Genomic DNA, 21,612 nt, shown 5'->3' on the forward strand with positions numbered 1-21,612 from the left:
GCAACTACAATAATAAGAGAAGTAAACGATGTGTTCGATCACTATTGGCATCGTGGGATTGGGCCAAATCGGTCTTCCCATCGCAGCGAATCTGCTCGCTGCTGGATTTCGCGTGGTTGGCTATCGTCGTTCAAACCCTGAAGCATTTATCCAACTCGGCGGCATCGCCCTCTCGAGCCCGGCGCTAGTAGCCGCGCAGTCGGATTACATCCTCACTTGCCTGCCCAACGAAGTTGCTCAAATCGAAGTGATGGATGGACGTCATGGGCTTATGAATGCCTTGAGTCCTGGCCATACGTTAATTGAGACGGGGACCTATCAGCGTTGCTTCAAGCTGCGCCTGGCTGAGCGTATTGAGCAACGAGGAGCCTCGATGCTTGAAGCGGAGGTCAGTGGCTCTCCTCCCATGGTACGTCAACGCAAAGCTTCGCTGTTCCTCGGCGGTGATAAACATCTTATCGAGCACTGCAAGCCGATTCTCGACGCAATCACGGGCATACAGTTCCGTATTGGCGAGCTTGGAAGCGCCGTGGCGATGAAGCTGATTGCGAACTACCTCTTGACCATCCATACACTGGCTGCCGCTGAGGCTTTGAACCTTGGGGTACAGGCCGGTTTCAGTGCCGAAAAAGTTGTCGAGGTAATCCGGCAAAGCGCCGGAGGCTCCACCATGTTCTCGATCTGAGCGCCGATGATGGCCAGTCGAACGTTCCAGCCGGCGCCTAGCCCGCTCGTCACCTTAGACAAATCTTTGCGCTTGGCAAGCGAGCTCGTTGAAGAGCTTGGTTGCGCGTCACCGCTATTCAGCGTCGCACAGTCCTATTTCCTCCACGCCTTCGTTGAAGGCATGGGCAACGAAGACATCTCGGCCGTAATCAAACTCATCGAAGCTGACTCCCGTGCTGGTCCAGGGGAGAAAGGAACTCACGATGCAGGCGACCTCCTCCCTAAACGCGCGTTATTTACTTGATGGTGAATCATGAAATACCAACTTTTCGCATTCCACTCCGACACAGCTTTACCGGCAACAGGTCTACTGGTTGGTGACAGGGCTTATGACTTGAGTCAAGCGGCAAAGGCAGCCTCATTGGATATAACAAAGGTCACCATCGATGATTTGCTGGAGGACTGGAAACACTCAAACAATCGCCTTCAGACATTGGTTAACCAAATTGTAGAAAATCCGGCCAAGTATCAAGCTCAACTGCTCGACTTGAATGCTCTGAAATTTGCCCCCCCTTTGCAGCGCCCGGGCACCGTCTACGCCGCCGGCGCTAACTACAAGGACCATGTAGAAGCAATGGCGCGCGCCATCAACATCAAACCACCCCAGGATCCGCGTAGTGAGGGCATCGCCCCCTGGCACTTCATTAAGGCGGGCCGAGGAAGTTTGGCAGCGCACAAGCAGGTCGTCGAGATTCCCGAGGGTACCCATAAACTTGACTGGGAAGCCGAGCTAGCCGTAGTGATCGGTCGCCGAGCTTACCGAGTGAGCGAGGATGAGGCGTTGGATTATGTTGCCGGTTACACCTGCGCCAATGACCTGTCCTCACGAGACCATGTGCGCCGAAGCCAAGTAGATCCGAGCAGTCCATTCTATTATGACTGGACGGCTCACAAGTGCTTCAACGGGGCCTGCCCGCTGGGGCCGTACGTGACTCCGGCTCAGTTTGTAGAGAGCCCCGAGAATCTAGACATCAAACTCTGGCGCAACGGCCACCTGGAGCAGGACTCCAATACTTCTAACCATCTTTACGGCGTTGCCGCGCAAATTGCTTACCTCACCCAGCGAATCGAGCTGTTTCCAGGTGACGTATTGCTGACGGGGACGCCGGCGGGTGTGGGCATGGAGAAAGGCGTTTTCCTTGCGCGTGGTGATGTCCTAAGAGTCTGGATCGATGGGCTTGGCGAACTGGAAACCACAATCGACTGACATTCTCCTGGTGTTGTCTCCACCGGTTGCCTGTCCTCGTCCGATAACTAAACGGGATGATCGGAGATGGAGTAACCAGACGAGCGACAATTCGTCGCCGGTTAGCTCCCAGCAATGGCAGCGCCTGTGGAGGCTGACTTCACTTACTCCAATCAAATCGAAAGTTTGGCGAGACCATGGTTCAGGTCCCCCTTGGGAACCTAAATCACTGTACTTTTGTGCGCCGTCGACCCCGAAATTGTGGGGATGGACTCTGCCAATCTGTTCGATATAGTGTTCGGATTTGACTAGGAGCGACTCAGTGAGCAATAAAACAAAAATTAGCTCTAACGCTGACACCGCTCAAGCGCCTGCACGCTATCGTCGTGCAGTCGTCACCTTCCTAGATATTCTCGGATTCGCCAACCTAGTGAAGAGCGGAGAGGCTAACAAAGTTGCACAAGTACTTTCTGCCGTTAGGAAATATGCAATTCCTGAAGGCCATGATGAATTGATCGGTGACGAGCCAACGGTCTGCTCTGTTGCCTTCTCTGATAGTATCGTACGAGTACGTTTTTTAGATGGAGACAACCTACTGTACCCGACAGGACATGTCCTAAGTGAGATCAATCACCTGAGCCTAATCCAAGGCGAATTGATATCGGAGAACATTATCCTGCGAGGCGCCGTGACCATCGGAGAGATTTACCTTAATCAAGGAATGATATTCGGTCCCGCGATGGTCACGGCTTATGAACTTGAAAGCAAGTTAGCTATTTATCCGCGGATTGTGATTGATCCTAGCGTGCTAAATGAGGTGCGCAAGGACGCTACGCTGCGCAGAGAGGGTTATAGTGGTGATGATGAAATCAAAGATATAAGAAAACTGGTCGATCGAGGAGATAATGGGCTCTGGTATATCAACTACCTTACAAGTATATGCATGCAGCTCGACACCCCCGAAAAGCTCCCCAACCTAATCCATGCGCACAAGCATTTAATTATCAGTCGCTATTCGGACGGCGGGCACACGAAAGGATATCTCGACAAAATATTGTGGCTGGCGGTATATCACAATAAATTCATTTCAAAGCTCCTACCTTTGGAGCTAGACGGATTACGACTTAGAGCAAGCGATTTCGAAGTGAAAACGACTGAAATCCCCGAACTAGCGCGACTCCCCCGTGCCGCTCACTGAAGATTAGTTATGCTGACCACTCAACCTTTCAGATTGCTCCAAACCACTCACCTAAGATTTGGCTATTGTAGAAGTCTGAATGCAGATCGTATTGTGGATCGATATTCTCCGAGTACAAATACTGTTTTTCTTGCTCCGAAAGACTAACAATATCGCCTAGCCACATTACCACACTGCCACTCTGATTAATTCCATATGGAATAGTTTCTCCTCCCTTCACCTGAATTGATCCCGCGCTTGGCGTGGTCTGATCCAGATTACAGCTTTCGCTGTGCTCGTACTTCAACAACACATCCTTATTGAAATAGGTCGGCGTTAAGTATCCATCCGAAGGTATGCCCCTCAGTAACCCAGGAATGAAAAAATGCTCTATCACAGAATATTTGAATCTCGTCCCTACAGCAACAGGGAACTTACCACGACTAAACCTGCCAACCTGATTTACCGTTACTCCGCTTCTCTTGCTTTCCTTGGCACGCACCACTTCTTTTTCAATTATCGCAACCGAAGGCGCAGGGAAAAAAATCTCGCCTGTCCACCTATTAATCAAATATGGAAGTGTATTCAGTACAACCCTCACCCCAGCATACTGAAAAGAGCGCTTATCGAAGCAAAGCTGCAACGGAGTACCGTCTCCATCAAAATAACTGTTATGAGAAGACAGCTGATCAATCACCATGTTCACCTTCCTGACACCACCCAGACTTAGGCATATTGACGATGCCTTTGGCAAATTTAAGCTTTTTAAAATTCATCACTATTTTATTAACCATGAAAAACAAAATCACCCCACAAAACAGCTCCAGCCTATACTTTTTAAACTTAATTCCAGCCAATTCAGCATAACAGAATGGAGTTCCTGTCATGACTTGGCCGTGCTGGCACATAAAGGTTTATCGCGCATGAAATACCTCGCCAATCTATTAGCAGCGCACAACCCAAACTTCCCGAGCCGATTGACCCGCTATGTGCCCCAGGGTCTTTAACCCCCGGAGCATCAATGCCTTCATCATTAGTGATGAAGTAGCCGCACAAATATCGGATATTCATTCGGCATAGCGAACAACCTTATATTTTCGAGTATCGAGTGGACTGCCAAGCAATCATTTGCCACCCCGACTCGCCATTTCTCCACACGCTAATGTATCGAGAGTTCAAAATCAGAGGCTCACCTCGAATAATGACATCCATCTCAATTAACCCGTTAAAAACAGCGCAGTCACCCAATATCCGAATTTGCTCTTGTTCGCTCTGAAGGCTTTTATAAAACCAAACACCTTTACGCATACCCGCAAGGTACGAGCCCTTGCTATCGCTTTTGCCGTCCGAGTGACTATAGGTAAGATCACTGGAATAGATGCGTTCCAGAAAATCCATATCTTGCTCGATCATCGCACGCCGCCGGAGCGCTTCGAGTGCTGTAATGATGTTTTTTACGTCTTTATCTGACATTTATTAATCTCTTAGTTGGCAGTCAGTTGGGTACATCACTTAGGGGCCAGCTTATATTTCTGTCTTGCCAGCCCGGGTGATTGAACACGCAGAGGCCGATGCTTAATTACACACTGGGGGGGACTTACTGGCGTTTAAAGTCAACGCGCGATTGAAACAATGAGCAGGCTTTCTCAGAGCTGAACGCCCAGCAACTGACGGCATTAATTGCCCTTCACCCACGACATCCCGCGGCATGTTGAATCAGTGATCGTTTATTACCTGGTTCTACCAGCCGATATCGCTTGGAGCCTGGCAGAAATTGGGATTTAGCCCCCTCTCTGCCAGTCCTCACTCCTGGTTTCTAATCCGGAAGACTCATCCGATGTGTCGCTGACGAGACTCTGCTGGCCGAGAATGGGTCTGTTCGACTTCGCATTTGCCGTCGAGGAAATACTTCACCGACATTTTGGGGCCCCATTGGTAAAGGCTGGCATCGCTGGCGACTGTGTAGCCGAACGGCGAACCTTCATTGAACAAGTCCCCATCTGTGAAATGCTCGATGAGGTTGCCCGAAGGATCCGCCCAATAGTCGAAGATCTGACTGCCCAACACATGTCGGCCAACCCCCCAGAACGGGGACCAACCTTGCTTATGCATCCATTCGTGACCCAGACACTGCGCGTCAAAATCTTGCACTTCGAAAGAGGCGTGGTGAACAAAGTCTTTGTCCGCCTCGAACAGCGCAATACTGTGATGGTCGGTCCATGCACTACCTCGATTCAGCCGCAGGAATGCAGCTATCGGGAAGTCCGGCTCGTTTTCTTTAATCACCAAATCAGAAGGCAACATTCCGAGCGTTTGTTGATACCACTCAAGCAGCGCCGCAATGTCTTGCACACCGATAGCAGCATGACCGAGCCGCAGCACTTGTGCTGCACCTTTACCAGGACGCTGTGATTGGCCAAAGCGCTGTTTCTGTTGCGCCGAGTTGAGGGTCAGCGGGGCGCGCAAGGTCAATGCCTCAACCGGCTCGATGCCATGTACCAGCTCAATTCGCCGTCCGGACGGATCGTGCAACACCACACATTGTCCGCCTCCGGGCCCTTCCAGATTTTGTATGAGCGACGCGCCAGGCAGCAGGGTCGCCTCCTGTAGGTTGTCAAAGCTTTCGACGGCGAAAGCGATGGCGCCAAACCTAGCCTGCTCTGACTTCTCGGCAATGTAGATATAAGGCAGAGAGCATGCTCCGCGCAGGTAAATCCGCTGCTCAGTGCGGTGCGTGACGACCAGACCAAAATCGGTCAGGAACCGTTCAATTGCAGAAAGATCGGGGTGGTGGTAGACGACATGATTGATGTCTTTAATCTGCAGCACGATTGTTCTTCCTCAGCCGTGCCCGGAGCAATCGCTCCATGGGCAGCCATTAACAAATGGGCAAGGCAACCTAGCCAAACCTGTACGGGTCTAGCGGGGGCACCATTCAATGGGCAGAAAGCAAGCCGGCTAACGCTAAAGCTGTCAGACGCGATACTGCGGTGCAGTTCGGTAAAAAGAAGACAGCTTCAAACCGGCAAACCAGCAGAATCAGGCTGGTGGATTTTCATCGGCAATCAGATTGCTTAGCGTGCCAAGCCCCTCGATCTCGACAGTGCAAAGATCGCCCGGCTTCATGAACAGTTTCGGAGTACGGGCCCAGCCGATGCCCGCAGGCGTACCGGTGACGATGAGGTCGCCGGGCTCCAGCGTCACTGCTTCGCTGAGGATAGAAATCAGGTCGACGACATTAAAGATCATGTCGGCGGTGTTGCCCTGCTGCACGATCGCACCATTGAGGCGAGTCACCAGTTTCAGGCCAGATGCACCGGGTGGTAGTTCGTCAGCAGTGACGAAGGTAGGGCCGAATGCACCAGTGGCGTCGAAATTCTTGCCAATAGTCCATTGCGGCGATTTGAATTGATAATCGCGTACTGAGGCTTCATTGAAAATTGCGTAACCCGCGACATGTTCCAAAGCGCGCTCTTTGGAAATATGCCGGCCACCGGTACCAATGATCACGACCAGTTCACCTTCGAAATCTAGTTCCTCGGAGACACGGGGACGAATGATCGGCTCGCCATGCCCGACAAGGGTCGAGGCGAAACGGGGGAAAAAGGACGGATAGGACGGCTGCTCGTACGGACTTTCCTTGGTGTGCTCGGCATAGTTCAAGCCTACGCAGACTATTTTTCCCGGGCGCTCGATAGGCGGCAGATAACGCACCTTGGATAGGTCAATCAGGCGTGCATCGCTCAGTCGATCGTGTGCTGCTTTAAGGGCATCAGCACCTGCATTGAGAAGATCCAGTAGAGAGCCCGGATACCCGTGATCCTTTTCAGTCAGACCTCGCAGGGTACCCGCTTGTTCGACACCCAGTCCTTTGGAAGTCCCTTCTACGAAATGTACAAAACGCATGATCAGTCCCTCTATTGTTTTTGTTTTTACAAAAGGTACGGTACGTTACCGTACCGTTATGAGAACGTTGCGCCGAAACCAAAAGCTCGTCAAGAGTGCTCATTGCGTTTTTTTAAAAAAATGATCGGGCTACAAATGCGCTCGATAGGCACCGTAGCTGGAAGGCATATCCAGAGCGAGGTACGCTGTGGCGAAATTCTTATCGTATTTTTTCAGGAATACTCGAGTCACATGGAAAGCCCCCGGCAGGTAGCAAAGCGTCAAAGCATTCTCAAAGTAGCGACCGACATGTTCCTCGCCGAGGGATACTCCGGCGTCAGCGTTGACGGAATCATTGCAACCATCGGCGGATCGAAGCGGACGATCTATAGCTACTTTGGCGACAAGGAAGGGTTGTTCACCGCCATGATCGAGCAACTCTGTGAAGAAAACGTCAGCCCGCTGACCCATATTGATCTGAAGCACAGCCCCCTGCAGGAGGCGTTGACAACCATCGCTCGGATCTTCCTGGACGTTGTCCTATCCCCGCGGACCATCGCCCTGCATCGGCTGATTGTTGCCGAGGCATTGCGTACACCCAAGGCGGCCCGGTCATTCTTCGATGCGGCCCCCTCGACGGCATATAACTGCCTGGCAGGGTACTTTACCTGGGCAGAAGGAGCCGGGCTGATATCGCCAGGAAACGCCCATACCCGCGCAGTGATATTCCTCGATGCCCTGACCGGTGATCTGCAATTGCGCTGCTTGCTCGGACTACGTGACTTGCCTTCGCAGGCAGAAAGCGAGCACCTGATCACCGAAGCGATCTCCATCTTCACAAACGGCTTACTTCCCAAGAATGCATAAATCGTGCGATTGCACTGTGCAAAGAGCCTTCAGTTACGGTGAACATTCAATGCTGGCTCTGCGAAAAATAGTCGTTGTAGCCTGGGGCTGGGTGGTGCTGTAACGCGATCGTTATCTATGTACCAATGACGAGGGCACCCAAAAGTGCCCTGTCTTCCAGCATCTATCCCATAGGAGCCATGCTGTATGTTTGCGTTCAAATCAACCTGCGTGCGCAGGTCTCGATTGCAACGTGTCAGGACGCCTGAGCAGCTATTTACTACATCTGTTCTGTCACTGTTTAACAAGCAGAGTGGTTAGGCTCGAGGCGTCAGCTTCACGAGCAGCTTGAATGACCATTCCCCTTCCACCTTGAGGGTTCGCGACAACTCAGGACAGCAGCGCACAAGCTGACTTTAGAATCATGTTTCATTCCCAGATCGCCCCAGGACTCAACGAAGTTGATTAAGCAACTCGTCGTTTGGTCCAGCCAGGATGAACAGTGAGTCTCCCTCATGCTAAATCTAGACGGTCGGAACAGTCCCCCCGTCCATGACATATTCGACACCCGTGATCGCGCCAGCTTTCGGCGAAACCAGAAAGCTGATCAGATCAGCGACCTCTTGGGGGCGATTAGGCCTTCCCAGTGGAATGCCACCCAGAGAGTCCATAATCAGCTGCCTGGCTTTGTCTTCGTCGGTACCATTAGCCTCAGCAATCCGTTTGACCAACGCCTCGGCAGCTTCAGTTTCCACCCAACCTGGAGCCACCCGAACCACACGAACCCCTTTAGGACTCAGCTCCTTTGAAAGCCCTTTACTGTAATTGGATAGCGCAGCCTTGGCCGCCGCATAAGGCATGCTGGAGTCAAACAATGGGAGCTTACTGAGGATGGAAGTCACATGGACGATCACGCCGGACTTTTGCTCAAGCATCAAGGGTATGAGGCCACGATCAATTCTCACTGCCGGGTAGAAGTTCAGATCGAACTCTGACACCCAAATCTCTTCTTGCTGGGCCGCAAAACCACCACCCGGGGCGGAAGATCCCCCTACCACATGGACAATAATATCGATTCCGCCTAGACGATCCTTGACGGCGTCGATGACCTGCTGGCAACCAACAACACCCGTCACATCGGCTGCTACAAAATGCTCTCCCTGCATCCAATCTGGGCAAGTCCTGGCCGCACCAAGCACTTGGGCTCCTTCTGAAAGAAGCGTTTGATACGTCGCTTTGCCAATACCTTTGGTAGCGCCTGTTACAAGGGCACGAAGCCCTTTCAGACCGTTGTGATTATCCATCAGGCGATCTCCAGTGTTTGAATCTTCCCGTCCTGCATACCGAAGGTGTAATTCACTACGATCGGGCTACCTGGAAAATTTCCAGTCAGACGAGCAGTCATCACCACCCGGCTGCCCAAGGGTTCGACGGTGTACTGGTATTTATGCTTCGACTCCTGTTTCCATTTCTTGATTGCGGCGATGCCCTCAATCGACCGACCTTCATCCTTAACCACCGCCGTGGCAGAAAACACCTGGTCCAAGGCACCTGTGTCATCGTCGGATTCGCTTCGAAGATATGCTTCAATCAGCGGATGCAAAGTGAGATCCATCGTATTTCTCCTTCAACATTAGTTGTAAAAAGATGATCAGGTGCCATGGTGGAATTGACAAGAACGCACAAAATAGTAAGTACCCCCTTGAAGCAGAGAAAAACTTACACCGCAGACACCGCCGCCGCGGATGTCGAAGCAGTGTTCAAGCTTTTACGAGGAAGATGGAAACTCTTGATCCTGTTCCACCTGTTCGATGGGAAGGTCCAACGATTTTCCGATCTGGAGCGACGAATCTGCGGAATCTCGCAGAAGATGCTTGCGCAACAACTGCGAAGCTTCGAAAAGGAAGGATTGGTTCTGAGAACCGACTACGAGGAAGTGCCACCCAGGGTTGATTACCGGCTCACACCATGGGGGCAAAAGCTGTGCCCTGTGATGGATAGCATGCTGGAATGGGCGGAGCACCGTGAGGTCGAAAATGATGTCCCTCTTGCGCGAGCGCCAAGTATCGCTCACGACTAGTCATCTCTTTTTGTCTCGAGCCGATTTTTTTACATCAGGCAATGCGGAAAACGCTGGCGGGCAACAGATGTTTTTCACACCCAGCAGGCTTGAATATTCTGATCGTCCCACCGTCGAAAATTGCGAGGCCAATGCCACCTTACTTCGCCGTAATCAACGACAGCTTGGTAGTCCTTCCCTTCCACTCGTGCACTTGGCCCAGCTCACTTCATCACATCCATGCCGTAGACGCTCTGCTGTTATGCGCGCACTCCGGGAGCGCAGGATGCATTGTATCCGCCGCAGCAATGCGTACCCATCGGTGAGTACGTCGGGCATATTGAGTAAGTGAAGCACTTGGGATATCTGAGAAAGGCCCGAGACGATTTCCAAGTGAACTACAGCCTAAAATGGATCAGTTCAATCCAGTTACTCCGCCTAATCATCTAGTGAAGTAACGCATATCCTTCTCGCATCGCCGCAGTGGACCCTCCGCTGAGCACCACAAGCAAGGATATCTTTCCCCATGACCATTTCAGCTTCTCTTACCCCAACGAATCGCCGTATTGTTTGGGGTGTTCGAGCACTCTTGGCACTTGCATTTGCTGCGGCTGGCATTGCAAAAATGGCCGGCGTGGCACAGATGGTTCAAGTGTTCGATGCCATCGGCATAGGTCAGTGGTTTCGCTTTATGACCGGTACCATCGAGATAACAGGCGCTGTGTTGGTACTCCTACCCGCCACAGTCTTTTTCGGTGCACTGCTGCTGGCAGTGACCATGATCTGCGGCGTGGCAACCCATCTCTTTGTAATTGGTGGCAACCCTGCACCAGCGTTGATGCTGGCTTTGATGTCTGCCTTCGTAGCCTGGCGCCTGCGCCCTGTATTCCAGTTACTTGCACTACGCTAACACGTTGGCGACCTTGCTCTTAGCCCAGCTTGCGAGGTCAAGGGAATGCTTGTCGGGCAGAAAGCCCCGCTCCGAGTCAGAGATATCTGGGCCATCCGCTTAAGACTTCAGCTTGCTGAGAAGACACGTCATTTGGCGCTCTTCAACTTGGTCATCGACAGCAAGCTGCAAGTCCAAGACATAGCCCAGGGGGAACATGTGTCGTCACGGGCCATCGTGATGCAGCAGAAAACCCTTCAGTTTGAAAAGAGATCCGCTCGCAGGTCATTGCGCGCATTGATGGCAAATTGATAGCCTAGCAACTTGCCAACCTTGTAGTAACTGCCTATTGACGGCTTACGCTACAGGATGGATTGGTATAAATCGAAGGGATGTCCGCGACTCAATCGAGCCACAAGGATCGCGTCAATGGATAAAAACGTCACCATCATCGACGCAACGCAGCTGTCACAGGTTAATCCAAGCCTAAGAGACCCTGTCGAGTACCGAAAAAGCGGCCTCAGCCTCAACCATATCGTCGGCTGCCCTTTGGATTGCAGCTACTGCGTGCGGCACCTGTTCGGGAATTTCGACCAACGTAAGCCTCAAGCATTGATGACCGATGAGCAGGCATTTGAGCAGTTCATCTCACATCGCTACTTCCAGCCTCACATCACACCGATTCAGTTGTTTAACCGGGCTACTGATCCGATGCTTCCGGAGGTCAAGCCCCACACTCATAACCTTTTGCGGTTGCTCGATCTCGCTGGCCTGACCAACAACGTCCTAGTCATCACACGCTGGCGAGTGACATCTGAAGATTGCAAGCGCTTTAACGCTCTGACAAATATCAAGCTGACGATATTGGTCACCTACTCGGGTATCGACGACCCCAAGGTCGAGCCGATCAAATCGTCGATCGCAGCCAACAGCCTGCGCCTTCTGTTCAAGCATGCGCAGCGGTACCGGACGGTGCTTTACTGGCGCCCGATCGTTCCAGGACTCAATGACTCAGACCAGCACATTGCTCGGGCTGCGCAGTTGGCGAAACACGCTCACGCAACGGTCTTCAGCGGCTTGTTCTATCGCAAGGAGATTGCCCAGCATTACCAAAGCCAGGGCATTCCCGAACCCTATACCTCGACCGCAAGGCGCAAGCTTCTGCCGCTGGAGGAAGAACAACGATTGCTCAGGATTTACCAGTCGCTGGCCCCGGATACGCCCATTTTTCGCAAGACCTCTTGTGGTGTTGCCTATGCTCATCATCAGCCCGACTACAACGGTCATTTCGGCATCACGGAACTCTGTGAAACTTGTCCGTCCGCCCAGTACTCAACGTGCAAAGCCGCCTGGAAGAAACCTGATGAGACGCTACTCAGCAGCCTATGTCGGAGCCTGGGTGCCGAGGGCGAGCCGGTGATCACAGACAGATCCATCATTGTTCGCGGCCTGGATGAACAGCGGCGATATTTCATGCAGCACACGCTTGGATATCAAGTGCACGATGCCGACAAACCGCATCACTATGATCGCCATGGGCGCGCGGAAGCGCAAAGGAATATCTGATGACAGACACGAAGTTCCAGTGGCCCTGCGAGCCCATCGTAATCGTCGACGTTGAAGGAAATGGCCACACTCCGCCTGATCTTGTGGAGCTCGCCATTGCCTCGTTTCCAGTCGTCGAGGGGAGTGATCCTTTGAGCTGGCTCATCAAGCCGCCAAACCCAATCACCTGGCAGGCAAAACGAGTGCATGGCATCGGCAACTCGAAGGTGAAGAGCTCACCTACCTGGGAAGAATTACGGGGCGATGTCGAACAACATTTGCAGGGCAAATGGTTTGTTGCGCACAACGCCTCCGTGGACTATGGGGTGATCAAACGCCATCTACCCGACTGGGCCCCCATTGGCGTGATTGACACCTTGAAGCTTGCGCGCCATGTGTATCCGAATGCCCAAAGCCATAGCCTTTCGGCACTGCTGACGCTGACTGGCCTGGACGTCGAAATCTCAAGTGAGCTGCACCGCGCCGGAGAAGATGCACGGGTAACCGCCCTGCTCCTCAGCCGCTTGATCAAAGACTCGCTCATCAAGAGCTGGATTGAAGTGTGCAACATCGCCCAGCTCAAGACTCAGACCGAGAAAGAAACACCAGCGCCAGAGCAAGGAAGCCTGTGGTGAGTTCAATCGTTATCGGGGTTGCCGGCACCCACTCAACCGGCAAATCCACGTTCTGTAGCGACCTGAAGGCCTCCCTTGAGTTGAAGGGCGTTCGCGTCGAAACCATTTCCTCCTTCGGGGCTCTCGCCGTTCAGCAAGGCATCCCACTGCTGACCCAGCATACCTACGACTCCACGATGTGGTTCATCGACCGGACGCTTGAAGCGGAGCATGCCGCCCGTACTAATGCTGAGGTTGTGCTTGTTGATCGACCCATCATCGATGCGGTGGCGTATTGGAACGCGGCAGTTGAGTATCGAGGCACCTACGCCGCTGCGCATGAGGTGGAAGCGATAGACAGCCTGATGCTCAACCACTGCCCCAACTACACAACCGTTCTTGCGACGAAACTCGACACCTCGGTAGCCCTTGGCCCCGGACGAGACACTGACACCCGCTTCAGGGCATCGGTTGACACCCACTTGCATGAACTTCTTGGCCGTCTTTCGATAAACCACCGAGTACTCTCTCCAGCAGTGCGCGAAGCGCTCCTCGAAGAGCTCACCGCCGACGTATTCCATCGCATGGGGTTAGCATGACTTTAACAACGCACGGAATGCTGGCCGGGAAGAGGGTTCGTCGCCTGGGTTTTGGAACCATGCGGCTGACTGGTCCTGGCATTTGGGGGCCACCTGGCGACGAAAAGAACGCGATCCAAGTCTTGCGGACAGCAGTGGTGTCAGGCGTTCAGCACATAGATACTGCTGACGCCTACGGTCCACACGATGTCGAAACGCTGATCCGCAAAGCACTGCATCCCTATGCGGATGATTTGATCATTGCAACCAAAGGCGGATTTACCCGACAGGGACCAGGTCGATGGACACCATGCGGAGTTCCTGCCTATCTGCGCCAGTGCGTGGAACTGAGCTTGCGCCGGCTCGGCGTCGACGCAATCGATCTTTACTACCTGCACCGGGTTGATCCCAACGTACCGCTCGCCGACCAGGTCGGGGAGTTGGAGCAACTGCGCACCGAGGGCAAGATCAAAGCACTGGGATTGTCCAAGATCACTATTGCTCAGATTGTCGAGGCAGCGAAGATTGCCCCGATTGCTGCCGTCCAGAATTCTTTCAGCCTGTTGAACGCTGAATCTGATGACGTTGTGCGATGGTGTGAGAAGAACGAGATTGCTTTCGTACCCTATGCCCCGCTGGGTGCTGGCCGATGCCTTGAGCACGGGGAGCACACTGATAATGCTCGTTCGGTGACACCCCACGGAGCGCTGCGCTGGCTGCTTGAGCGCTCGCCCGCCATGTTTCCCATACCAGGTACATCAAGCGTCGAGCACCTGGCAGAGAACATGAAGGCTGATGATGAGCGGGTGGTTTAGTCGTTCATCAACTGAGTCTGAATCAGCCTAAACAGCTCGGCTTGATAAACCGCATCGTGGAGGGCGTCGTGATCCCCTTTTTTACGGGGATTAACGGTCTTGGCAATCGCACTTGAACGAGTCTGCTCCCAAGTGCTTCGCGCGGCGCCGAAATACATCGACTTGATGTCCAAGGCTGCGATGCCGAATGGGTTCTGTCCCAGGAAGTAGTGGAAGTAGTAATTCACAAACGACCAGTCGAACGAAGCGTTGAAGCCTACAAAGACTGCCCTGGTGCCCTCCGGCGCGACCTGCTCAATCCAATTCTGAAAACTCTGCATCGCCTCGCGGGGATCCAAACCTTCAGAGCGAAGCCCTTCGAGTGATAATCCAGTAACCTCCAGTGCCTCTGGCACATAACGGTCCGAGATTGGTTTCAAGTAGCAGGAGAAAGTTTGCGCTTCATCGAACACCAGGCACGCACCGATTGACAACATGCTGTACTCGCCCGGGATTGGCCCTGAGGCCTCTACATCCACGGAAATGAAAATTTCGGGTGTTGCAGTCATGAAGTCACTCCTCAGTAAACATGCATCGAGCACCGCGTGCCGGCAACTCGATTGCTGAGCGCGGCTGAGAACATGCCCCAGCCGCGACGATGGATGAATCGCTACTTATCTTCCATGACAGGAGAGGGGCGAAGTGAGCCTATAGTGTCTTTCAAGTCCTTGAAGGTCAGCGCGCGATCGGGGTAGGCCAGCGACAGCGCTGCAGGATAGAGACGGGTACGGATGTCGGAGTACGTCCAACCAGGCCGGTCGGCCTGCGCCCCGGTCAACACCGCGAGCTCCTGAAACTGGTTATCCGTCAACCGCATACCTTGGAGATCCATCTCAAAAAGAGCCTTCCTCTCCTCTGCATCGGGCCTCCGGAATTCCTCGACGATGGCTGCTCGTCGCTGCAGAGCCGCATCAAGCACCGATAGGCGATTGGTGCACAGGAAGACGACCACGCGCCCGTTGTACTTACGCATCTCATCCACACCTTGAATGAGCGTGTTCACGGCAACCTTGTCTTCATGATGGCTCTGGCTTTGAGAGCGGGACGCAGCAATGGAATCGCCCTCATCGATGAGCAAAATAGCTCGCCGGTTTTTGCCAGCTGCCTCGGCTACCTCCGCCCAAACTTGCGTCAAGAGCGTGCCCATTTCGCCAACTTTACCACTACCCCGTACACGGTTACTCAGCTTGAGCAGCACCGAGTCTTCCGTGCTCGATTCGCGCACAATGCGGTTAGCGATGCATTCGGCCATCGCCGTTTTTCCTGTGCCCACGTCACCATGGAAGATGACCATCGGGTACTGATCAGCGACCAGGCTGCAGATAGGAAGGACGCCGTGATGGTAGTCCTTGCTCCAGGCATCAAGGTGCCCAAGATCTAACAACAGCCGAAGCTGCTTGTAGACACGGTCGTACCGCTTGGAGAACCCAAGAAGTCCGGTCTCCCGGGCGGACAACTGACGATCCGGCAGCACCGTTTCGGTATCGAAAACACTGACTTTACTCATTGCCCGTAATCCTTGCGCTGCACGCCGTAACCATTACTGGAGTATTCACGACCGACCTTCGAGGCCAGTTTGCTGTGACTGATGTCCGCGCTGGAGGGCGACCACGGACGTTTGAATTTGGGCGTCAACTTCTGCTGGGCTGCGGCATCGTAGCGATTGGTATAAGACAATACGATGCGCAGATGCCCATCAGGGCATTTGGGCCACAAGCTATCACCAGGCCGCTCGTTGCTGAGCGCCCCTGACTCGGCGTCAATGGTGAAGCGTGCAGCCTTCAGCTCTTCATCGTTGGAGAGAATGGTTACATCTACCGACTTTAGGTACCCGTCTTTCGCCAGCAGCTCAATGTCATGGGCCCACTCCCGGGCGCGCTCCTCGGTGACGGCGCCCGTGCTGGAAGCGATCATCATCAAGTCCATCCTCACCCGCCGCATGACGATCTCGATGTCCGCAACCGAGAACGTTTCTGTCTGAGTAGCCGTCTGACTCATGCCGCATCCTCCACGTTGAATTGCTTGCCGAACAGCTCTTTCCATACGTCGAAATCATCGTCCTCGGATGCAAGGTAAGCGGTCTCCCAGGATGATTTGGCGAGTGCGACGATTTCTTTGCGCTCAGCCTCGGTGATGCGGCTGGCGACATTGTTGGTGTTGCACACAGGATCCAGAATCACCACAGGGTCGTTGAAGTCCGGGTCAACCGCCCCATTTTCCGGAAACTTGATCACTTCCTTGAGCTGGGACTGAGCGATGTAAAGCAGGAAGTCCCGGAACCGTTTTTCCAATGAGCCTTCCTTTCCGTTGACCTCCAGGACATGGGCCATGATGAGTTCGATGGCGAACGATTTGAGGGTGCATTCAGAGTAATTGCGCCACCGCTTGGCCAGGCGCACCAGGGTACGAAAGTCCGCATCCTCGTTCTTGCGATCAGCCACGAATTTGATCTGACAGGGGGCACAGGTCTCGACCTTTGAACCATCCACGCGATCGAACTGCCAACCGTAGCCCTCCTTGTTCGCGTTAGCGATCACGGGGACGATGTCGACATCGAGCCCTGTACCTTTGAAGGTCACAGTGGCCGCCTTACGCTGAATCACGAAATCCTCAACCGCCTTGTTCGGATACAACTCAACCAGCGCGGCGTGGATCAGATCACTCAGGCTCTGATAAGACTCCTCGCTCACGCTTTTACCGGAGATGTAAAACACCACATCCACGTCGACCGGGTTATCGCTGCTTTTGCGCAGGATGGTGTGCTTGGCGAACGAACCCGCCTTGACCACACGCTCGATGGTGATCTTGTGTTGCTCGCGGATCTTGCTTCGCAACGCTTTGATGAGCCGGTCGACCTGGCCGTTGTAGATCTCCCGCTTGTCCTTGGGCAGGCGCAGCACGTTACTGTCGTAGCGTCGAATCTGTGCATTGTTCAATGGCATGACACTAGCCTCGATGATTGAGCTAACCATCATCCCTACCGCACGACCCCCGATGAGCCGGCCAGCGAGATGGTGGCAGGTGCACGAGTGCACCCATTTCACGGCGGCGCATGCGTGGAATTGGAGCCGGACGTAGGGTGCCCGGGGCCGACCGATTGCCATCTGCAGGTTGCTCGCGTAGCCTTACTATACGACTACTTTTTAGATGTAGTCTAGTTTTTATACGCACTGAGGTAACCATGATGACTGATGAACCCAATGTGCAGGGCAAGAACTCCGTAGCACCCGCACGCCCAGGCGCGCGCTGGGGTCAAGAGCGTCGTTTAGAATTTATCGATTACCGACTCAGGTGGGATGGACAGATCAACCGCAGCGATCTGACTGATTTTTTTGGAATTTCCGTACCCCAGGCATCCATCGACCTCTCCGAGTACGCACGCCTGGCTTCACACAACCTTGAGTACGACAATCGGACTCGGGTTTACAAATCGACGCCAGCGTTTACACCGGTTTTCGCATCTAGCGCACTGGAGCGCTACCTAGATGACCTCTTGAGGATCGCCATACAACCGGACATTCCCTATGGAAGTTTCCTCGGATGGCATGCACCCGTCGCCACAGTACCCCGTCCTGGACGCCGCCTGGATGCGGAGACTGTAGGTCTGGTGCTGCGGGCGATTCGTCAAAAGCATGCGCTGTTCGTAACCTACCGCTCCTTGTCGACTCCCGAGCCGACTGATCGGAAATTGACGCCTCACGCGCTTGTCCAGGATGGCGCTCGTTGGCACTTCCGAGCGTTCTGCCACACCAAGCACGAGTTTCGCGACTTTTCTTTGTCCCGCGTAGTCACTGCCCGTGACGCGGGCCCCGATGAGGATCGGGCGTCCGAAGATAGTCAATGGCACACGATCGTTAACCTTGTAATCGGCGCCAATCCGCGATTAAAGCCGTATCAGAAGAAGGTGATCGAATGGGACTATGCAATGCAGGACGGAGAAATCACGCTTCAGTGCCGGCAAGCCTTGACCTTTTACCTGCTGTACCAGCTGAACCTGCAAGAAGAGAGGCCTGAAAACTCTCCTCTGCGACAACAGCTGACTCTGAAAAACCGCAAGAAAATAGAGCATCTGCTGCCGCCGATGAGTTGACCCATCGAGCAAGATGCCAGCGCCACCCCTTATCAGCAGTAGGAGCCTCTGGATGGCCAGCTTAGAAAAACAGTGCTTCCTGATCGCAGGGAGCATTTCAAAATCAACAGACCGAGCCCTGGTCGATCGGGCACATCATCTGGTTCGCGGACTGACAAAAGCAGCATTGGATGCGCAGGCGTCACTGGTCGTCTATCTGACAAGTGAGCCAAAGAACGATCATGGCGACCCCATGGTTTTCGATTGGACGATAGCCCGCGAAGTTCAGCAGCTGGCGGCGCTACAGGACACTAAAAATCGGTTGCACATCGTCACATCCCAACGCGCTTTGTATAGCAAAATGGATGACGAAGGCCGCCAGTTGATCAGTCGCCTTGTGGAACAAGATATCGCTCAGATTGAGTACGTCGATGACGATGTTGTCACCGGCGGCAACATTCGCGATGCCCAACTGGATCTGGCCACGGCCATGATCGCCATCGGTGGGGGCAAGGGCGTCATCGACCGTGCCCAGCGAGCGCTCAAACTGAAGCTTCCGGTTTTTCCGTTTGACATCGACGTCGGCGCGTTCAGCGAAGATGGCCCGGGTGCTATCCAGCTCCACCGCCAATTCACTCAACACCCGACCGCCTATCTCCCACACACCGGTGAAAGCGTTCGACGCAAACTGCTCGGCTTGTCAGCGCAAAATGCCCCGGCAGACCTGCAAGGCCTCGCCGACAAGACAGTGCAGCTTTTCGTCCAAGAGCGCATCGCTGCTGACGCAGCAGCAACTCCCGATGTGTTGGTGTTGACCGCATTACCCGTCGAGCTGGCGGCGGCCAAACATGCGCTAGGCATTGATGACGACGAATTCGGGATACAAAGTCAGCATGGTATCCATGCCTGGAAGGTCAAGGTGGAAGGCCGCAACGGCCCACTCACCTGCCTCGTGGCATCGTTCAACGGTGCCGGCAATGCCCAGGCATCGGCCGTGACCTCGATGCTCATCTCTGAGTACCGCCCTCATGCAGTCTTCATGATGGGCATTGCCGCTGGCATGAGATCGAAACTGAAGCTAGGCGACGTGATCATGTCGGAACGCGTCGTTGCCTACGAGGGCGCCGCTGCACTGTCAGGCGGGGTCATGGTCGTCAGGCCCGACATCACCAAGCCCGAATTTCGTACTCAACAGGACATGGGCGCCTATCTTGTGCAAGGTTCCCGATTGGCGCGCCTCGCGCGTCACGCCGAGACCGTAGGACTGGTTTTCCCGGACTCATCAGCTGCAGGCGAAGTGACAGCGTCTCTAAACCCGACACCCGTTACGATTGCGGCAGGGGAAAAGTTGGTACGCGACGAGAATCTCTTCAAGAAAATGCAAGAGCTGCATGGCAAGGTGTGCGTCGCTGAAATGGAAGCTCATGGGGTATTTGAAGCCTGTTCCAGACATGAAGTCCCTGCGCTGGTCATCCGAGGGATCAGTGACCACGGTGACCACCTCAAGGACGATGTATTTCATGAAGTGGCATCGATGGCTGCAGCTGTAGTGACTGCCGATTACATTGCTCACGGACTTGTCTTGCATCGGAAGTAGGTGGGGAAGTACTGACGGCGGGCTTGAGATACCAGGAAAGCAAACCCTGCCACCTCCCTGCCGCAACGCCAATAGACATGCCCCAGCGCAGATTCCAAGCTGATTCGCAGCTACAGCCGCGTTCAATGAAGTGGTAGCCCAAGAACTGGGCTACCACTTGATCAAGCGGCTAGCCCGCGCGACTAACGAGACCCGAAAATGAATTATGTTGAGCTGATCCGACGCCAAGCCGAGCAGGTATTTGGCAACAAAGCTAAAGCAAAAATTTGGCTGAATCAGCCGAAAGCCACGTTCGGTAATGCTACACCGTTGGCGTTCGCCAACAGTGAGGCTGAGTATCTGTCGGTCAAGGATGAGCTTGAAAGAATCAGTCATGGGTACGCCTCGTAGGTGGCCCCCTTGATAGGCGGGAATCTTGATACCCGCTAGCCGCGCAACCGTCGTGGTCGGTAGCTGCAGAGCTTTATCCGATCAGTTATAAGCCAGGCGAAGATGTAATTCTCTGCCTACCGAGGGCTTTGTCACCTTTACGTTGGCCTGGCCACCTTGAGTAGCCGCAGCAAGAATGAAAACGCCCCACTCAAGGGGCGGTTTTCAGCGAGATCACTGACGTGCTTGGTTGATCAGCAATCAGCCCGCAGCGAGTTTGGCGGCGATTTTCGCCACGTATTCGCCCTGATATCGAGCAATGCCCAATTCGCGCGCATCTGGTTGACGCGAACCATCTCCACCGGCGATGGTTGAAGCACCATAAGGTGTGCCGCCGCCCGCTTGAGAAATATCGAATAGCGCAGGGTCACCGTAGCCGATGGGGACTATGACTAACCCGTGGTGCGCCAGTGTCGTCCAAGTGGAGGTGATCGTCGTCTCCTGGCCACCACCTGTGCCTGTGGACGTGAAAACACTGGCTGCCTTACCGACTAGCGCGCCTTTAGCCCACAGCCCACCCGTCTGATCCAGGAACGTACGCATTTGTCCGGCCATGTTACCGAAGCGAGTCGGAGTGCCGAAGATGATTGCGTCGTATTCCCCAAGCTCATTAGGTGAAGCAATGGCGGCTTGTTGATCTGTCTTGCCGTAAGCCGCCTTGAACGCTTCAGGGTCCATGGTTTCCGGGACCCGCTTAATCGTGACTTCTACACCAGGAACTTTGCTAGCGCCTTCGGCTACGGCCTGAGCCAATGTTTCAATATGTCCGTACATCGAATAGTAAAGAACCAGTACTTTCGTCATTTATTGTTCTCCCAGCATGGTATCGATGAGCATCTTTGCCCGTTATGTGTTCGTTGAAGCTATTTAAATTTCAAGCGTATATAAATTCATCCGGAGCGTCAGACGGATGGAGCCATTGATTTTTCTGCTCCGTCAGATATTGAAAAGCCAGCGATGCATCATAACGATACAGCTCCCCCCCATGATAGAACGTGACGTTTCGAGGCCGGTCATTGGGACATCGTGCTTGCTGCATGCTGGCGAACGTTGTCATAGTAGTATAGCTTTTGACTTTCGGCAGGCTTATTAAATTTAATATATAAATACATATGTATTGTTATTATTAATACATAATACGTGCAATTTGATACACTG

26 protein-coding genes and 1 pseudogene are annotated in these 21,612 nt (G+C 53.6%); 15 read left to right on the forward strand and 12 right to left on the reverse strand.

Annotated features, from left to right (window positions below; translation table 11 throughout):
- Positions 1–28: 28 nt before the first annotated feature.
- Entirely contained in the window at positions 29–685 is a 657-nt protein-coding gene (locus JUI81_RS00960; RefSeq protein ID WP_239077633.1) for an NAD(P)-dependent oxidoreductase, read from the forward strand.
- A gap of 114 nt (positions 686–799) precedes the next feature.
- Here the strand turns inward: JUI81_RS00960 and JUI81_RS31970 are convergent, their stop codons facing one another.
- Positions 800–928, reverse strand: a complete 129-nt coding sequence (locus tag JUI81_RS31970; RefSeq protein ID WP_275406294.1) for a hypothetical protein — start codon at positions 926–928, stop codon at positions 800–802.
- Positions 929–979: 51 nt separating this feature from the next.
- Between JUI81_RS31970 and JUI81_RS00965 the strand changes: the two genes are divergently transcribed.
- Entirely contained in the window at positions 980–1,933 is a 954-nt protein-coding gene (locus JUI81_RS00965) for a fumarylacetoacetate hydrolase family protein (protein ID WP_204123420.1), read from the forward strand.
- A 301-nt stretch (positions 1,934–2,234) separates the two neighbouring features.
- Positions 2,235–3,110 (forward strand): hypothetical protein, encoded by an 876-nt coding sequence (locus JUI81_RS00970; protein ID WP_204123421.1) that lies wholly within the window; start codon positions 2,235–2,237, stop codon positions 3,108–3,110.
- A gap of 28 nt (positions 3,111–3,138) precedes the next feature.
- On the opposite strand, the gene JUI81_RS00975 is transcribed toward JUI81_RS00970, so the two are convergent.
- Positions 3,139–3,789, reverse strand: coding sequence for a hypothetical protein (locus JUI81_RS00975; protein ID WP_204123422.1), 651 nt, complete (start codon positions 3,787–3,789; stop codon positions 3,139–3,141).
- On the opposite strand from JUI81_RS00975, the gene JUI81_RS00980 reads away from it, so the two are divergent.
- Complete coding sequence (locus tag JUI81_RS00980) at positions 3,788–4,096, forward strand: hypothetical protein (protein ID WP_204123423.1); 309 nt, start codon at positions 3,788–3,790, stop codon at positions 4,094–4,096. The genes JUI81_RS00975 and JUI81_RS00980 overlap by 2 nt on opposite strands.
- Positions 4,097–4,178: 82 nt before the next feature.
- On the opposite strand, the gene JUI81_RS00985 is transcribed toward JUI81_RS00980, so the two are convergent.
- The 3 genes from JUI81_RS00985 to JUI81_RS00995 form a co-directional block, all read right to left on the reverse strand.
- Complete coding sequence (locus tag JUI81_RS00985) at positions 4,179–4,562, reverse strand: nuclear transport factor 2 family protein (RefSeq protein ID WP_204123424.1); 384 nt, start codon at positions 4,560–4,562, stop codon at positions 4,179–4,181.
- Positions 4,563–4,919: 357 nt separating this feature from the next.
- A complete protein-coding gene (locus JUI81_RS00990) occupies positions 4,920–5,918 on the reverse strand; it encodes a 2,4,5-trihydroxytoluene oxygenase (protein WP_204123425.1) in 999 nt (332 codons plus the stop codon).
- A 210-nt stretch (positions 5,919–6,128) separates the two neighbouring features.
- Positions 6,129–6,995: a fumarylacetoacetate hydrolase family protein gene (locus tag JUI81_RS00995; protein WP_204123426.1), complete on the reverse strand. Its 867-nt coding sequence runs from the start codon at positions 6,993–6,995 to the stop codon at positions 6,129–6,131.
- 102 nt (positions 6,996–7,097) lie between these two features.
- Here JUI81_RS00995 and JUI81_RS01000 point away from each other — a divergent pair, with 102 nt between their 5' ends.
- Entirely contained in the window at positions 7,098–7,841 is a 744-nt protein-coding gene (locus JUI81_RS01000; protein ID WP_239077634.1) for a TetR/AcrR family transcriptional regulator, read from the forward strand.
- 503 nt (positions 7,842–8,344) lie between these two features.
- Here the strand turns inward: JUI81_RS01000 and JUI81_RS01005 are convergent.
- Positions 8,345–9,124 (reverse strand): SDR family oxidoreductase, encoded by a 780-nt coding sequence (locus JUI81_RS01005; RefSeq protein ID WP_204123427.1) that lies wholly within the window; start codon positions 9,122–9,124, stop codon positions 8,345–8,347.
- Positions 9,124–9,435: a nuclear transport factor 2 family protein gene (locus JUI81_RS01010; RefSeq protein WP_204123428.1), complete on the reverse strand. Its 312-nt coding sequence runs from the start codon at positions 9,433–9,435 to the stop codon at positions 9,124–9,126. Before JUI81_RS01010 ends, JUI81_RS01005 begins: the two co-directional genes overlap by 1 nt.
- A gap of 45 nt (positions 9,436–9,480) precedes the next feature.
- On the opposite strand from JUI81_RS01010, the gene JUI81_RS01015 reads away from it, so the two are divergent.
- From JUI81_RS01015 to JUI81_RS01040, 7 genes and pseudogenes are all read left to right on the forward strand, one after another.
- Positions 9,481–9,900 carry a helix-turn-helix domain-containing protein gene (locus tag JUI81_RS01015; protein ID WP_204123429.1) on the forward strand — a complete coding sequence of 140 codons (420 nt, stop codon included), beginning with the start codon at positions 9,481–9,483 and terminating at the stop codon, positions 9,898–9,900.
- Between the two features lie 505 nt (positions 9,901–10,405).
- Entirely contained in the window at positions 10,406–10,789 is a 384-nt protein-coding gene (locus tag JUI81_RS01020) for a DoxX family protein (protein WP_204123430.1), read from the forward strand.
- Between the two features lie 45 nt (positions 10,790–10,834).
- Positions 10,835–11,056, forward strand: a pseudogene (locus JUI81_RS31705) (integrase); the annotation flags it as partial.
- A 141-nt stretch (positions 11,057–11,197) separates the two neighbouring features.
- Complete coding sequence (locus JUI81_RS01025; RefSeq protein WP_204123431.1) at positions 11,198–12,334, forward strand: radical SAM protein; 1,137 nt, start codon at positions 11,198–11,200, stop codon at positions 12,332–12,334.
- Positions 12,334–12,948 (forward strand): 3'-5' exonuclease, encoded by a 615-nt coding sequence (locus tag JUI81_RS01030; RefSeq protein ID WP_204123432.1) that lies wholly within the window; start codon positions 12,334–12,336, stop codon positions 12,946–12,948. The genes JUI81_RS01025 and JUI81_RS01030 overlap by 1 nt, the downstream gene beginning before the upstream one ends.
- Positions 12,945–13,526: an AAA family ATPase gene (locus JUI81_RS01035; protein ID WP_204123433.1), complete on the forward strand. Its 582-nt coding sequence runs from the start codon at positions 12,945–12,947 to the stop codon at positions 13,524–13,526. The genes JUI81_RS01030 and JUI81_RS01035 overlap by 4 nt, the downstream gene beginning before the upstream one ends.
- Positions 13,523–14,320 (forward strand): aldo/keto reductase, encoded by a 798-nt coding sequence (locus JUI81_RS01040; protein WP_204123434.1) that lies wholly within the window; start codon positions 13,523–13,525, stop codon positions 14,318–14,320. Before JUI81_RS01035 ends, JUI81_RS01040 begins: the two co-directional genes overlap by 4 nt.
- On the opposite strand, the gene JUI81_RS01045 is transcribed toward JUI81_RS01040, so the two are convergent.
- From JUI81_RS01045 to JUI81_RS01060, 4 genes are all read right to left on the reverse strand, one after another.
- Positions 14,317–14,868 (reverse strand): 3'-5' exonuclease, encoded by a 552-nt coding sequence (locus JUI81_RS01045; protein WP_204123435.1) that lies wholly within the window; start codon positions 14,866–14,868, stop codon positions 14,317–14,319. The two genes, JUI81_RS01040 and JUI81_RS01045, sit on opposite strands and share 4 nt — an antisense overlap.
- Before the next feature lie 101 nt (positions 14,869–14,969).
- Complete coding sequence (locus JUI81_RS01050) at positions 14,970–15,866, reverse strand: ATP-binding protein (protein ID WP_204123436.1); 897 nt, start codon at positions 15,864–15,866, stop codon at positions 14,970–14,972.
- Complete coding sequence (locus tag JUI81_RS01055) at positions 15,863–16,357, reverse strand: hypothetical protein (protein WP_204123437.1); 495 nt, start codon at positions 16,355–16,357, stop codon at positions 15,863–15,865. Before JUI81_RS01055 ends, JUI81_RS01050 begins: the two co-directional genes overlap by 4 nt.
- A complete protein-coding gene (locus JUI81_RS01060; RefSeq protein WP_239077635.1) occupies positions 16,354–17,403 on the reverse strand; it encodes a CBASS oligonucleotide cyclase in 1,050 nt (349 codons plus the stop codon). The genes JUI81_RS01055 and JUI81_RS01060 overlap by 4 nt, the downstream gene beginning before the upstream one ends.
- 137 nt (positions 17,404–17,540) lie before the next feature.
- On the opposite strand from JUI81_RS01060, the gene JUI81_RS01065 reads away from it, so the two are divergent.
- The 3 genes from JUI81_RS01065 to JUI81_RS01075 all read left to right on the forward strand — a co-directional run bounded on the left by JUI81_RS01065 (position 17,541) and on the right by JUI81_RS01075 (position 20,415).
- The gene (locus JUI81_RS01065) at positions 17,541–18,449 is read left to right on the forward strand and encodes a YafY family protein (protein ID WP_239077636.1); all 909 of its coding nucleotides are present in this window, start codon (positions 17,541–17,543) and stop codon (positions 18,447–18,449) included.
- Positions 18,450–18,501: 52 nt separating this feature from the next.
- Positions 18,502–20,025, forward strand: coding sequence for a purine phosphorylase (locus JUI81_RS01070; RefSeq protein WP_204123438.1), 1,524 nt, complete (start codon positions 18,502–18,504; stop codon positions 20,023–20,025).
- Between the two features lie 198 nt (positions 20,026–20,223).
- Positions 20,224–20,415 (forward strand): MbcA/ParS/Xre antitoxin family protein, encoded by a 192-nt coding sequence (locus tag JUI81_RS01075; protein ID WP_204123439.1) that lies wholly within the window; start codon positions 20,224–20,226, stop codon positions 20,413–20,415.
- Positions 20,416–20,655: 240 nt separating this feature from the next.
- Here the strand turns inward: JUI81_RS01075 and wrbA are convergent, their stop codons facing one another.
- On the reverse strand, positions 20,656–21,258 hold the full coding sequence (wrbA, locus tag JUI81_RS01080) for an NAD(P)H:quinone oxidoreductase (protein ID WP_204123440.1): 603 nt from the start codon (positions 21,256–21,258) through the stop codon (positions 20,656–20,658).
- Positions 21,259–21,612 lie beyond the last annotated feature (354 nt).

Origin of the sequence: Pseudomonas sp. 008, from assembly GCF_016861935.1 — a bacterium.
In the GTDB taxonomy this organism is placed as follows: domain Bacteria; phylum Pseudomonadota; class Gammaproteobacteria; order Pseudomonadales; family Pseudomonadaceae; genus Aquipseudomonas.

What these genes read in the sequence shown, in the direction of transcription:
- JUI81_RS00960 (WP_239077633.1), top strand. Translation starts at nt 29, where the DNA reads ATGTGTTCGATCACTATTGGCATCGTGGGATTGGGCCAAATCGGTCTT.
- JUI81_RS00965 (WP_204123420.1), top strand. Translation starts at nt 980, where the DNA reads ATGAAATACCAACTTTTCGCATTCCACTCCGACACAGCTTTACCGGCA.
- JUI81_RS00980 (WP_204123423.1), top strand. Translation starts at nt 3,788, where the DNA reads ATGTTCACCTTCCTGACACCACCCAGACTTAGGCATATTGACGATGCC.
- JUI81_RS00975 (WP_204123422.1), bottom strand. Translation starts at nt 3,789, where the DNA reads ATGGTGATTGATCAGCTGTCTTCTCATAACAGTTATTTTGATGGAGAC.
- JUI81_RS00985 (WP_204123424.1), bottom strand. Translation starts at nt 4,562, where the DNA reads ATGTCAGATAAAGACGTAAAAAACATCATTACAGCACTCGAAGCGCTC.
- JUI81_RS00995 (WP_204123426.1), bottom strand. Translation starts at nt 6,995, where the DNA reads ATGCGTTTTGTACATTTCGTAGAAGGGACTTCCAAAGGACTGGGTGTC.
- JUI81_RS01005 (WP_204123427.1), bottom strand. Translation starts at nt 9,124, where the DNA reads ATGGATAATCACAACGGTCTGAAAGGGCTTCGTGCCCTTGTAACAGGC.
- JUI81_RS01010 (WP_204123428.1), bottom strand. Translation starts at nt 9,435, where the DNA reads ATGGATCTCACTTTGCATCCGCTGATTGAAGCATATCTTCGAAGCGAA.
- JUI81_RS01015 (WP_204123429.1), top strand. Translation starts at nt 9,481, where the DNA reads ATGGTGGAATTGACAAGAACGCACAAAATAGTAAGTACCCCCTTGAAG.
- JUI81_RS01020 (WP_204123430.1), top strand. Translation starts at nt 10,406, where the DNA reads ATGACCATTTCAGCTTCTCTTACCCCAACGAATCGCCGTATTGTTTGG.
- JUI81_RS01025 (WP_204123431.1), top strand. Translation starts at nt 11,198, where the DNA reads ATGGATAAAAACGTCACCATCATCGACGCAACGCAGCTGTCACAGGTT.
- JUI81_RS01030 (WP_204123432.1), top strand. Translation starts at nt 12,334, where the DNA reads ATGACAGACACGAAGTTCCAGTGGCCCTGCGAGCCCATCGTAATCGTC.
- JUI81_RS01040 (WP_204123434.1), top strand. Translation starts at nt 13,523, where the DNA reads ATGACTTTAACAACGCACGGAATGCTGGCCGGGAAGAGGGTTCGTCGC.
- JUI81_RS01045 (WP_204123435.1), bottom strand. Translation starts at nt 14,868, where the DNA reads ATGACTGCAACACCCGAAATTTTCATTTCCGTGGATGTAGAGGCCTCA.
- JUI81_RS01050 (WP_204123436.1), bottom strand. Translation starts at nt 15,866, where the DNA reads ATGAGTAAAGTCAGTGTTTTCGATACCGAAACGGTGCTGCCGGATCGT.
- JUI81_RS01055 (WP_204123437.1), bottom strand. Translation starts at nt 16,357, where the DNA reads ATGAGTCAGACGGCTACTCAGACAGAAACGTTCTCGGTTGCGGACATC.
- JUI81_RS01065 (WP_239077636.1), top strand. Translation starts at nt 17,541, where the DNA reads ATGATGACTGATGAACCCAATGTGCAGGGCAAGAACTCCGTAGCACCC.
- JUI81_RS01070 (WP_204123438.1), top strand. Translation starts at nt 18,502, where the DNA reads ATGGCCAGCTTAGAAAAACAGTGCTTCCTGATCGCAGGGAGCATTTCA.
- JUI81_RS01075 (WP_204123439.1), top strand. Translation starts at nt 20,224, where the DNA reads ATGAATTATGTTGAGCTGATCCGACGCCAAGCCGAGCAGGTATTTGGC.
- wrbA (WP_204123440.1), bottom strand. Translation starts at nt 21,258, where the DNA reads ATGACGAAAGTACTGGTTCTTTACTATTCGATGTACGGACATATTGAA.